The organism is Mammaliicoccus sp. N-M50 (genome assembly GCF_022386995.1).
GTDB lineage: Bacteria > Bacillota > Bacilli > Staphylococcales > Staphylococcaceae > Mammaliicoccus > Mammaliicoccus sciuri_A.
Genome location: NZ_JAJNJA010000002.1, coordinates 16,551 through 29,449 on the forward strand (window position 1 = coordinate 16,551; position 12,899 = coordinate 29,449).

The 12,899-nt window shown below is 32.3% G+C and carries 12 protein-coding genes; 11 read left to right on the forward strand and 1 reads right to left on the reverse strand.

Features of this window, described 5'->3' with window-relative positions; all coding sequences use genetic code 11:
• Positions 1 to 7: 7 nt before the first annotated feature.
• The 5 genes from argC to trmL all read left to right on the forward strand — a co-directional run bounded on the left by argC (position 8) and on the right by trmL (position 5,283).
• Positions 8 to 1,042 (forward strand): N-acetyl-gamma-glutamyl-phosphate reductase, encoded by a 1,035-nt coding sequence (argC, locus tag LQ622_RS03415; protein WP_239774713.1) that lies wholly within the window; start codon positions 8 to 10, stop codon positions 1,040 to 1,042.
• Between the two features lie 15 nt (positions 1,043 to 1,057).
• A complete protein-coding gene (argJ, locus tag LQ622_RS03420; RefSeq protein WP_239774714.1) occupies positions 1,058 to 2,293 on the forward strand; it encodes a bifunctional glutamate N-acetyltransferase/amino-acid acetyltransferase ArgJ in 1,236 nt (411 codons plus the stop codon).
• 14 nt (positions 2,294 to 2,307) lie between these two features.
• The gene (gene argB, locus LQ622_RS03425) at positions 2,308 to 3,069 is read left to right on the forward strand and encodes an acetylglutamate kinase (RefSeq protein WP_239774715.1); all 762 of its coding nucleotides are present in this window, start codon (positions 2,308 to 2,310) and stop codon (positions 3,067 to 3,069) included.
• Positions 3,070 to 3,678: 609 nt separating this feature from the next.
• Positions 3,679 to 4,806, forward strand: coding sequence for a tRNA epoxyqueuosine(34) reductase QueG (gene queG / locus LQ622_RS03430; protein WP_037589731.1), 1,128 nt, complete (start codon positions 3,679 to 3,681; stop codon positions 4,804 to 4,806).
• A 3-nt stretch (positions 4,807 to 4,809) separates the two neighbouring features.
• On the forward strand, positions 4,810 to 5,283 hold the full coding sequence (gene trmL / locus LQ622_RS03435; protein WP_025904798.1) for a tRNA (uridine(34)/cytosine(34)/5-carboxymethylaminomethyluridine(34)-2'-O)-methyltransferase TrmL: 474 nt from the start codon (positions 4,810 to 4,812) through the stop codon (positions 5,281 to 5,283).
• Between the two features lie 34 nt (positions 5,284 to 5,317).
• Here the strand turns inward: trmL and LQ622_RS03440 are convergent, their stop codons facing one another.
• Positions 5,318 to 5,458 carry a hypothetical protein gene (locus tag LQ622_RS03440; protein WP_162841915.1) on the reverse strand — a complete coding sequence of 47 codons (141 nt, stop codon included), beginning with the start codon at positions 5,456 to 5,458 and terminating at the stop codon, positions 5,318 to 5,320.
• 86 nt (positions 5,459 to 5,544) lie between these two features.
• Between LQ622_RS03440 and nagA the strand changes: the two genes are divergently transcribed.
• The 6 genes from nagA (at position 5,545) to LQ622_RS03470 (ending at position 12,888) form a co-directional block, all read left to right on the forward strand.
• The gene (gene nagA / locus LQ622_RS03445) at positions 5,545 to 6,696 is read left to right on the forward strand and encodes an N-acetylglucosamine-6-phosphate deacetylase (protein ID WP_025904799.1); all 1,152 of its coding nucleotides are present in this window, start codon (positions 5,545 to 5,547) and stop codon (positions 6,694 to 6,696) included.
• A gap of 48 nt (positions 6,697 to 6,744) precedes the next feature.
• Complete coding sequence (locus LQ622_RS03450) at positions 6,745 to 7,344, forward strand: 6-phosphogluconolactonase (protein WP_025904800.1); 600 nt, start codon at positions 6,745 to 6,747, stop codon at positions 7,342 to 7,344.
• Positions 7,283 to 7,495, forward strand: coding sequence for an SAS053 family DNA gyrase inhibitor (locus tag LQ622_RS03455; RefSeq protein ID WP_370622769.1), 213 nt, complete (start codon positions 7,283 to 7,285; stop codon positions 7,493 to 7,495). The genes LQ622_RS03450 and LQ622_RS03455 overlap by 62 nt, the downstream gene beginning before the upstream one ends.
• Positions 7,496 to 7,646: 151 nt before the next feature.
• Positions 7,647 to 9,035, forward strand: a complete 1,389-nt coding sequence (gene fumC, locus LQ622_RS03460) for a class II fumarate hydratase (RefSeq protein ID WP_037589730.1) — start codon at positions 7,647 to 7,649, stop codon at positions 9,033 to 9,035.
• Positions 9,036 to 9,124: 89 nt separating this feature from the next.
• Entirely contained in the window at positions 9,125 to 10,651 is a 1,527-nt protein-coding gene (ppx, locus tag LQ622_RS03465; protein WP_037589729.1) for an exopolyphosphatase, read from the forward strand.
• 71 nt (positions 10,652 to 10,722) lie between these two features.
• Complete coding sequence (locus LQ622_RS03470; protein ID WP_191836405.1) at positions 10,723 to 12,888, forward strand: RNA degradosome polyphosphate kinase; 2,166 nt, start codon at positions 10,723 to 10,725, stop codon at positions 12,886 to 12,888.
• Positions 12,889 to 12,899: the final 11 nt, after the last annotated feature.

Genomic DNA, 12,899 nt, shown 5'->3' on the forward strand with positions numbered 1-12,899 from the left:
TGTTTTCGTGTTAGATATAGGTATAGTCGGTGGTAGTGGATACGGTGCAATAGAATTGATGAGATTATTAAATCAGCATAAAGAAGTGAACATCAAATATGTATTCTCACATTCGAAATCTGGTCAAGATATAAAGGATACATATCCACATTTACAAAATAATATTATTGAACAATTCACAAGTTTAGATGTAGAAACAGTGCAATGTGATTTAATATTTTTTGCGACCCCCTCAAATGTGAGCAAGAATTTTATTCCTAAATTAATAGAACGTGGTATTAAAGTAATTGATTTATCAGGAGACTTTAGGTTGAAAGACCCCACAATTTATGAAAAATATTACGGAGAAAAGCCAGCTCCTCAGAGTGTATTGGATGAAGCGGTGTATAGCTTGCCTGAGTGGTCAAATGTGGATGGATCATCGACACAAATTATTGCAAACCCGGGTTGTTTCCCAACGGCAATACTCTTATCTTTACACCCTCTTTTAGAAAGTCACTTAATTAATAAAGACACGATTATAATAGACGCTAAAACTGGTGTTTCAGGTGCTGGTAGAACATTAAGTCAAAATGTTCATTTTGGCGAAGCAAATGAAAACTTTTCAGCTTATAAATTAGGTTCCCATAAGCATACACCAGAAATTGAGCAATATTTATCACAAGTCTCGAAATCAGACATAAAAGTGACATTCACACCTCATCTCGTTCCTATGACAAGAGGTATATTGGCTACTATTTATGTAGATTTAAAAGATCAAACAAGTGAAGAAGCATTACATCAATTATATAAACAGAAATATGATGAAAAACCATTTGTTCGTGTAAGAGACCTTGGCGAATTCCCTACAACAAAAGAAGTTCTAGGCAGTAATTACTGCGATATAGGTATTTATGTTGATGAAGACAGACAAAAAGCTATTATCGTTGCAGTTATAGATAATCTCGTTAAAGGTGCAAGTGGTCAAGCAATTCAGAACATGAATAGATTATTTGGATTTAATGAAGATGAAGGATTAAATTTATTACCAATATACCCATAGAATAGGAGGAATTTGATGTTAGATAAGACTAAAGAATTAATTGACTCTGAAATGATCGTTATAGAAGAAGGTGATGTCGCATCACCTAAAGGATACATTGCTGGCGGCATGCATGTTGGCTTACGTAGAGAAAAGAAAGACTTTGGTTGGTTATATTCATCAGTTCCAGCTAATTGTGCAGCGGTATATACACAAAATGCTTTTAAAGCAGCCCCATTAAAAGTCACTGAAGAAAGTATTAATGTTGAACACAAACTTTCTGCAATTGTTATTAATTCTGCCATCGCAAATGCTTGTACAGGTCAAAGAGGTTTAGATGATGCAAAGCAAACTCAGAAATGGATTTCATCTAAACTACAACTACCTGAACATCAAATCGCAATTGCATCAACAGGCTTGATTGGTGAATTTTTACCTATGCAAAAAATTGAATATGGCGTGAATAATATTGATATTCTCAATAATGCACATTCTTCTGATTTTAATGAAGCTATTTTAACAACTGATAAAGAGACTAAACATATAGCAGTACAAATTAAAATTGATGATGAAGTTATTACGATTGGCGGTTCATGTAAAGGGTCAGGTATGATCCATCCAAATATGGCTACAATGCTTGGCTTTATGACAACAGATGCAAATGTTGACTCTGAAGATTTGAATGGCTTACTAAAAGAATCTGTTGATGAAACGTTTAATATGATTACAGTCGATGGTGATACGAGTACAAATGATATGGTTATACTTTTAGCTAATGGTGAAAGTGGCCAAACTTTAACTAAATCACATCCAGAATGGGAGAAATTCGTGCAAGCTGTCCAATATGTGAGTCAATTTTTAGCTCAAAGTATTGCGAGAGATGGTGAAGGTGCGACGAAGTTAATCAAAGTTAATGTCAAAGGTGCTAAGACGAAAGCTCAAAATAGTGCAATTGCAAAAACGATTGTAGGTTCAAGCTTAGTGAAAACTGCAATACACGGTGCTGATCCAAACTTTGGAAGAATCGTAACTTCAATTGGTTATGCAGATCATACTGTAGATACTAACGAAGTAGACGTTTGGCTTTGTGGACATTTATTAGTCAGTAAAGGTATGAATGTATCATTTGATGAGTTAGATTTAAAAGCTAAAATGGAGCAAGATACAATTGAAATAGAAGCGAAAGTTGGGGATTCTGAGCATTCATCTACCGCTTTCGGATGCGATTTGAGTTATGATTACGTAAAAATTAATGCATTATATAGAACTTAATAGGAGGTCATTAAGTGAAGTATGCAGTCATTAAAATTGGTGGAAGTGTATTAAGCAACTTAAGTCAAACGATAATAGAAGATATACTTACTTTAAAAAGTCAAAATTATATGCCAATCATCGTCCATGGTGGCGGCCCGTTTATTAATAGACAACTAACTAAAATTGGTATCGAAAGTAAATTTGTAGATGGCTTACGTGTTACTGATGAAGAAGTGTTACTTCAAACTTCAAGTACATTGATAGGTGAGGTCAATCCACAAGTTGTGTATCAAATTAATCAACATGACTCATTAGCATTAGGTATAAATGGCATTGATATGAATCTATTTGACATTAAACCATTAGATTCTAAATATGGATTTGTAGCAGAATGTACATCCGTTAATAAAGAAACACTGGCTAATATATGTTCGAACAGTATTCCAGTTATCGCACCAATCGGTATCGATAGAAATACAGGTCAAAGATATAATATTAATGCAGATAGCCTTGCATATAAAATAGCGAGTGAAATGGAAGGAGACTTATTCCTAATAAGTGATATTCCAGGAGTACTGATTAAAGATGAAGTACAAAGCCATTTAAGTATCAATGATATTCATAAATATATAGAAACAACTGAAATATATGGCGGTATGATTCCTAAAGTTACGGGCGCAATTTCTGCAATAAAAGAAGGCTGTAAAAGCGTCAAGATTATATCAGGATCATCAGACCATGCATTATTAAAAAGTTCTCATTCTAATAAAATAGGTACAACAATTACATTATAAAGTAAAAAATCCGACAGAGTCTTTGGCACTGTCGGATTTTTTGTTCGCTTATTAGCAGATTTGGTAAGAAGTGCAAATAAGGAGCTCCTTGTTTACATTTTAGCCGAGTTTTGTAACTAAGGCAGTCCATAGTAACACTTCGGCCGAGTTTTGTAACTAAGGCGGTCCATAGTAACACTTCGGCCGAGTTTTGTAACTAACGCCCCCGTTATGAACAAGTTTGGCAAGAAGTGTTCACAACACCCTCGTTATGAACAAGTTTGGTCAGAAGTGTTCACAACACCCCCGTTATAAACAAGTTTGGCAAGAAGTGTTTACAACGCCCCCGTTATGAACAAGTTTGGTCAGAAGTGTTCACAAGGCCCCCGTTATGAACAAGTTTGGTCAGAAGTGTTCACAAGACCTCTGTTATAAACAAGTTTGGTCAGAAGTGTTCATAACGGTCCTCACCACAAACAAGCTAAATACTGTCTTGTTATACCATTTACCACACAGTATATGAAAGCAATTTTTTATATACTTATTTAATTGAATTAATACGAATACCGTAAATTTATTTATTAAATGTGTTAAAATGTATTAGCATGTTTGATAGTGAGGTGAATAAATTTGAATTTAGATCAATTGAAGCAAGAAGTGATAGATTATGCACATTCTATTGGTATTGATAGTATTGGATTTACAACTGCTGATCCTTTTGATGAATTAAAGAAAAAGTTAGAAGATTATCATTCTAAAGGATATGCTTCTGGGTTTGAAGAAAGTGATATTGAGTTAAGAACAGTCCCTAAATTATCATTACCATCTGCTCGCTCAATTATAGCAATTGCTGTAGGGTATCCGAATAAATTAAAGGGTGCTCCTAAAAGTGTTAGAGGAGATAGAAGAGGTATGTTTGCGCGTGCTTCATGGGGCCAAGATTATCATACTATTATGAGAAATCGCCTTGATAAACTCAGTTTATTCCTAAAAGAAAAAGTGCCTGATGTAGAAATTAAATCAATGGTCGATACTGGTGTCTTGTCTGATCGTTCAGTAGCTGAAAGAGCTGGGTTAGGATTTGCAGGTAAAAATGGATTTATTATTAATGAAGAACTAGGTACTTGGAGTTATCTTGGTGAAATGTTAGTCAGCATTCCATTTAAACCTGATGATCCAGTTATTGATAGTTGTGGTGATTGTAACATTTGTGTTGATAGATGTCCGACAGGTGCCTTAGTAGGTAATGGTCAATTAAATAGTCAAAAATGTATCAGCTTTTTAACACAAACAAAAGGTTATTTAAAAGATGAATACCGCTATAAAATAGGAAATCGTTTATATGGATGTGACACATGCCAACAAGTATGCCCACGAAATAGAGGAATTAATACTGAACATGATGACATTATATTAGAACCTGAGGTACTGAAACCAAGACTTGTACCACTACTTAAAATGTCTAATAAAGAATTTAAAAATACTTATGGACATTTAGCTGGTGCATGGAGAGGTAAAAAGCCGATCCAACGAAATGCGATTGTCGCACTTGCTCACTTTAATGAAGAAAGTGCAATACCAGAATTAAAAGATGTTGCGTTAACAGATCCACGACCAATGATAAGAGGTACTGCATTTTGGGCTATCGGTCAAATACAAGGTGAAGAGGCAAGACCATTCATTATGTCACACTATGAACGTGAAATAGAAGAAGTCCAAGAAGAAATGATAAAAGGATTAGAGATTAGGAGAAAATAAATTATGACAAATCATGTAGTTTTATATCAACCAGAAATTCCAGCGAATACTGGGAATATTGCACGTAGTTGTGCAGCAACAGATACAACTTTACATTTAATTAGACCTTTAGGTTTTAGTACGGATGATAAAATGTTAAGAAGAGCGGGTTTAGATTACTGGAAATTTGTAAATATTGTTTATTATGATAGTATTGAAGAATTTTTCGAAAAGACTGAAGGTGGAAACTATTACTTATTAACGAAGTTTGGTACACAACCACATACTCAGTTTGATTACAGTAATGTTGAAGAAAATCATTACTTTATATTTGGTAGAGAAACAACAGGACTTCCAGATTGGGTTAAAGAAAAATATAAAGATACAGCATTAAGAATTCCAATGAATGATAATGTAAGATCTTTAAATTTATCTAATACTGCTGCAATATTAATTTATGAGGCGTTAAGACAACAAAATTATCCTAATTTATCATAGAAATGAAAAAACTGAGGCCATATGGTCTCAGTTATTAATTATTATTTGATTTTAAAGATTCAAGTTCTTTGTTTAAATCTTCTTCCTTAAGACCATAGTCTTTAGAATCGCGACCAGCAGTTAACATCGCAGTAATAAATGCTACACCAACCATACAGATTAATAGCGTGTTCATTTAATTAGCCCCCTCGTAATGTTATGTTATCTTTATTATATACGAATTAAGGCAATAATTAAATACATTTTTAAGGAGACATTGATATGGATAATTATATTTTAAAAAATGCACAAATTTATACTGAAACATATAAAATTGATCATGGCTATATCGAAGTGCGTAATGGATGTATTCACGATATTCAAGAAGGGGAATATACAGGTACACTACAAACCATTGATGCGAATGGTCAACACGTACTTCCGGGATTTATTGATATACATATTCATGGCGGTTATGGCCAAGATGCAATGGATGCAACACCAGAAACATTGAATTTATTATCTGAGAAATTATTATCTGAAGGTACGACTAGCTTTTTAGCCACAACAATGACGCAATCAACTGAAGCCATCAATGCTGCATTAGAAAATGTTGCAAACTATAAACCGATAGATGATAAACGTGCTGAAATACTTGGTGTACATTTAGAAGGTCCTTTTATTTCAGAACATAAAGTTGGTGCTCAAAATCCTGCATTTGTTGCAAGACCTACAGTACAAAAATTTAAAGATTTTCAAGAAAAAGCAAATGGCGCGATTAAAATAGTGACAATTGCGCCAGAAGTTGAAGGTGCAGAGGAAGTTATTAAAGCACTTCATGAAGATGTTATTTTTTCAGCAGGACATACCGTATCTGATTACGATGGTATTGAAAAAGCAGTTCAAAATGGTCTTAAGCATATTACACATTTATATAATGCCCAAACGACATTTACACATAGAGAACCAGGCGTATTTGGTGCTGCTCTGACTGATGAAAGGTTAACAACAGAAGTTATTGTTGATGGCATTCATTCTCATCCTGCTGCAGTTAAATTAGCATACCTTGCTAAAGGCAATGAGAATTTCTGTATTATTACGGATGCAATGCGTGCAAAAGGTATGAAAGATGGTAAATATGATCTTGGTGGTCAAGATGTATTTGTTAAAAATAACGAAGCTAGATTAGAAACTGGTTCACTTGCAGGAAGTATATTACTTATGAATAAAGGCTTAAAAAATTTAATGGACTTTGCAAATATACCGCTTGAAGAAGCATGGCGTACTGCTAGTTTAAACCAAGCTATTCGATTGAAAGTTGATGATAGAATTGGCTCAATTAAAGTTGGAAAACAAGCAGATCTTGTTATAGCTGATTCAGAATTAAATGTTTTAACTACTATTAAAAAAGGGTATATTATAGATAATGACTAAAGGTTATGATTTTTGTAAATAGACAAGTTGAAATGAGGAGTGGACAAAATGGCTTTAAACTTTAAAGTATTTGAAACAAAAGATATTGCTGCACGATATGCTGCAGATGTAGTTCGCAAACAATTTAATTCAGACAGCACTTCAGTTGTCGGCGTACATTTAGAAGCAGAGCAAACATCATTTTTCGATGAACTATTAGATGATGTTAAGAAAAATCCTGTGAACTTCAGTCAAATTCATATTTTAGACTTTGACGGTAAAGAAGATTATTACACAGAATTAGGTGTTCCTGCTAAACAAGTATTAAAAACTGATGTCGGTAGTGATGTTGAAGCATTTATTAAAGAAAAAGTTAATACTGACAAAAAGAAAAACAAATTGATGTTAGATGTTGTCACTTTAACTGAAGATAGCAGAACTGGATTAGACTATGACCAAGCAATTCATCCAGCAAGAGAAGTTATCGTACTTGTCACTGGTAAAGAAAAAGCTAAAGCAGTAAGTCAGTTATATCAAGAACCTGCAAATGGTTCTGTTGAATCCGCTAAATTAAAACAACATAGAATGGTAACAGTTGTATTAGATAATGAAGCGGCACAAGGCTTACCTGAAGACGTTAGATCTTACTTCTCAATTCAATTTTCATAAGAAGGTGAGAAATTTGAATAAAAATCTAGAAGAAGAAAATGAAATGGTTCAAGACCTAGAAGATGTTAAAGAACTAGGTAAAGAAATGGAACAAATATCAGAACAAAATGACGAAGCTTTTGAAGAAAAGAAATCTGAACAAGAGTCTTAAAATATAGACTGGGACATAATGTAATGTCTCAGTCTCTTTTTTTCGTTAATTTAAATTATCTGACAACTGAGAGTTTAAATCGCTTTCTTTATACGATATAATAGAGATGAATAAAGAATGATGAATTCAAGAAATAAAGGGGAGTATTGAAATGAGTTACAGAATTGAACATGATACATTTGGTGAAATTAAAGTTCCAAGTGAGAAATATTGGAAAGCACAAACACAAAGAAGTAAACAGAATTTCCCAGTAGGTAAAGAACAAATGCCAATTGAAGTGATTTATGGATTTGCACATTTAAAAAGAGCAGCAGCAATTTCAAATCATGAACTTGGTAAATTATCTGATGATAAGAAAGATGCCATTGTATATGCTACTGATGAAATTTTAAAAGGAAATTTAGATGAACATTTTCCTCTAGTAGTTTGGCAAACAGGTAGTGGTACACAAAGTAATATGAACGTGAACGAAGTTGTGAGCTACGTTGCAAATGAATACTTGAAAGACAAAGGTTCAGAAGAGTCCGTTCATCCAAATGATCATGTTAATATGTCTCAAAGTTCAAATGATACATATCCAACTGCAATGCATGTTGCTTTATATCATGAAATTGAATCTAAATTACTACCTGCAATTGGTACGTTAAGAGATACATTTAAGAAAAAAGAAGAAGATTTCAAAGATATTATTAAAATCGGTAGAACACATTTACAAGATGCAACACCTTTAACTTTAGGTCAAGAAGTTAGTGGTTGGAGATATATGTTAGATAAATGTGAATCTTTATTAAATGAATCTAAAGGTCAATTATTAAACTTAGCAATTGGTGGTACAGCAGTTGGTACTGGTATCAATGCACATCCAGAATTTGGCGATAAAGTGGCTAAACAAATTAGTGAACAATTAGGCTATCCATTTGTATCATCTGAAAATAAATTCCATGCATTAACTGCTCATGATGAAGTTGTTTATGTTCATGGCGCACTTAAAGCATTAGCAAGTGACTTAATGAAGATTGCGAATGACGTAAGATGGTTAGCTTCTGGCCCAAGAGCTGGATTAGCTGAAATTTCAATTCCAGAGAACGAACCAGGTTCATCAATCATGCCAGGTAAAGTAAACCCAACTCAATGTGAAATGTTAACAATGGTTGCAGTTCAAGTATTAGGAAATGATGCAGCAGTAGGTATAGCAGCATCACAAGGTAACTTTGAATTAAATGTATTTAAACCAGTTATTTTATACAATACATTACAATCTATTTATTTATTAACAGATGGTATTGAAACATTTAATAACAACTGTGCAGTTGGAATAGAACCTATTGAAGAAAATATCGATAAATATTTAAATCAATCATTGATGCTTGTTACTGCGTTAAATCCACATATTGGATATGAAAATGCAGCAGCAATCGCAAAAAATGCTCATAAAAATGGATTAACATTAAAAGAATCTGCAATTGAATCTGGACTTCTAACTGAAGAACAATTCGATGAGTGGATTAAACCAGAAGATATGATAAGCTCTAAAAAATAATAGCAGCTTTAAGACACAAATATAAAGAACAGAAAAAAGGTGCTATAGGCACCTTTTTCTGTATCAAAATATAACTTTGGAGGCAATTTATGAAGAGATTAGGATTAATAGATATAGGTTCCAATACTATAAGACTTGTTATTTTTGAATACTCTAAAGATACAGGTTTAAATGAACTACAAAACGTTAAAACACCAGCACGTTTGAGTCAATATTTAGAAGAAGATAAAACAATGAATAAAGATGGAATCAATATTTTAGTAGAAACTTTAAATAGTTTTAAAAAAGTTGCCGAAAAATTTCAAGTGGAAGAACTTGTCCCTGCAGCTACAGCAGCAGTAAGACAATCTAAAAATATAAATGAAATTATTAAAAGTGTAAAAGACAAAACGAATCTTGATATTGAAATTATCCCAGAACAAGATGAGGCGTTTTATGGATTTTATGCAGCAACACATACTTTAAATATAAATAATGGTATTACAGTTGATATAGGTGGTGGTTCAACAGAAATAACTTATTTTGAAGATAAAAAGTTAAAAGAGGCAATAAGTTTTCCTTTTGGTGTTGTAACTTTAGAGAAAATGTTTTTCGCTGATAAAGATCATAATGATAAAAATGCGATAAAAAAATGTGAGAAGTATGTTAAAGAACAGTTCGAATCTGAAAAATGGATAAAAGATAAAAACGTTCCTATTATTGGAATTGGTGGATCTGCCCGAAATAATGCGCGTATACATCAGTCATTAAATAACTATCCAATTGCTGGTGTACATGGTTATGACATGACTAAAAAAGGGCTTGAAGAAGTGTTTGATGTATTGAAAAAATCTGATAAAAATGAATTAAAAGATTTAGATGGTTTAAGTAGAGACCGTACAGATATCATTTTACCTAGTTCTATTGTTTTTAATACATTATACGATATCTCAGATGCAAAACGTTTTACGTTCTCAAGAAAAGGTCTACGTGAAGGTTTAGTGATGACAAGAATTAAAGAAGAATTTCCAAAGGCATTTAATAAAAATAATGTCACAAGTGATGCATTAAAACATATAGCAAATGAATATAATATCAATGCTTCAAATGGTAAACAGCGCATGAAATTAGCTGAAGATTTGTTAAACAAATTAGAAGAAATCACTAGCTTCAAAATTTCAAAAGAAGATAGAGAAATATTTAAAGAAGCGGCATATTTATATTATTTAGGTTCATTTATTGATGCAGATTCTAGTTCACAACATACGTATTATATTATAGCCAATTCAAGTATTAATGGCTTATCGCATAAAGAAAGGGTTAAATTAGCACTTTTGGCAAGTTTTAAAAACAAGACGTTATTAAAGTTTTATATAAAGGGGACGCCTTGGTTTGATGATGAAGAAATCGAACTTATTCAAAAGCTTGGTGGCATCATTAAGTTTGCCCATGCTTTAAATGTTTCCAATACCGATTGCATCGAATCAATGGCATTAATAGAAAAGAAAAATGAATTTGAATTAAGAGCCAAATATGTTACAGACCCAATCGCTGAAGAATATCAATCTGATAGACAGAAAAAACATTTAGAAAAGTTACTACCGAAAAAACTTAATATTATATTTACACAAGATTAATAAACTTACGTTTAAATGAAGTAGTGTGATTTTATAATCTTGATTGGAAATTTGTAAAGGGTGAGATAATTATGGAAGCACAAGCGGAACAATTTTATTTAGACAATCCAGAATATTACAACAACCGAGAATTAAGTTGGCTAGACTTTAATTATCGTGTTCTTGAGGAAGCAATTGATCCTAACAATCCTTTATTAGAACAGTTGAAATTTTTAGCAATTCATAGTTCTAATTTAGATGAATTTTTTATGGTTAGAGTAGCGGGGTTGAAAGACCAAGTTAAGATGAATTTTAATGAACCAGAGAATAAAGCGCAATTGACACCTAAAGAACAACTTATCGGCATTGAAAAGAAAAATAGAGTGAACGTCGAGCTTCAATATAAGCGATTTAATGAATTAAAAGATTTGTTAAAGAGCTATAAAATATTTATTACACAACCAGAAAGATTGCCAGAACCTTTAATTGAGCAACTTCAGCATCAATTTAATACTGATATATTACCAACACTTTCACCGTTAGGGATAGATGCATACAGGCCATTCCCAAAATTAAATAATAAAATGTTGAATTTGTTTGTAGATATTAGGTTAAATGATGGTGAAATTAGATCGGCAATCGTACCCGTTCCAACATTATTAGATAGAATTATTAAGTTAGAACATGAAGGCGTTAAATATATTGTATTTCTTGAAGATGTCATTTCATTATTTATAGAACAATTATTTAAGGGATATGAAGTGATTAATACGTACACATTCAGGGTGACAAGAAATGCAGATTTAACAATTCATGAAGAAGGTGCAGAAGATTTATTAATAGAAATAGAACGATTTTTAAAAGAAAGAAAAAGTGGTGCAGCAGTACGACTTGAAATTGATAGTAGACATATAGATTCAGAAGTGAAGAGTATTTTCTTAATGAATGAACTTGAGTTATCAAATGAAGATATATACAGAGTTAATGGTCCACTAGATTTAACAGTGTTATTCTCTCTTGTAGGACAATTAGAAGATTTATTCCCAGAACTATTATTTAAACCTTATACACCACAATTACCTTCCTCATTAAGTAAAAATAATGTTTTTGAATTAGCATTGGAAAGAGATGTATTTTTCCATCATCCATATGAATCTTTTGAGCCGATTGTTGAATTTATAAAAGAAGCTTCAGAAGATCCAGATACACTTGCTATTAAGCAAACACTTTACCGTGTGAGTAGTGATTCACCGATCATTCAAGCTTTAAAAAATGCAGCTGAAAATGGTAAACAAGTTACAGTACTTGTTGAATTAAAAGCGCGTTTTGATGAAGAAAACAATGTTCAGTGGGCGAGAATGTTGGAGGATGCAGGCTGTAATGTTATATATGGTATGACATTTCTTAAAACACATAGTAAAATTACGCTAGTTATTAAGAAAGTTAAAGGAAAAGTGACGCCTTTCGTTCATTTAGGAACAGGAAATTACAATGATAAGACGGCTAAAATATATACAGATATGGGTATTATTACGACAAACCCAAAAATAGGGCAAGATGCGATTAACTTCTTTAATTATTTAAGTGGATATTCATTAAAGCCTGATTATAATGAGCTAATCGTCGCACCATTTGAAATACGAGATTTCTTTGTTGAACATATTGAACAAGAAATGAAGTCTCATAAAGAACATGGTAATGGTCTCATTATCGCTAAAATGAATTCGTTAACAGATAAAAAAGTAATTAAAAAATTATTTGAAGCATCACAATGTGGTGTTAAAATCAAACTGATTATTCGTGGTATTTGTTGTCTTAAACCAGGTATTAAAGGTGTAAGTGAGAATATCGAAGTCATCAGTATTGTAGGTCGATTTTTAGAACACTCAAGAATCTATTATTTCTACCATAATGGACAAGAAAAAATGTATCTTTCTTCAGCTGATATGATGACAAGAAATATGATTAAACGTGTAGAAATATTATTCCCAGTATTAGATCCTAATTTAGTTAAACGTTTAAAAGGTATAGTTGATTTACAACTCAATGATGGATTAAAAGGACGTATTCAAAATAATGAAGGTGTATATCAATACAATGATGCAGGGAATAAACATATGAACTCACAAGAAATGTTAATGGATGAGGCAATGTTAGCAGGGAAAGAAATGAGAAAGTCTCACTTAAATATAGGGAGACCTGTAACGAGTAAAAGAAGTAACTTAATTAATAAATTTAAAGAAAGATTAAAGCGATAAATAGAAAAAGC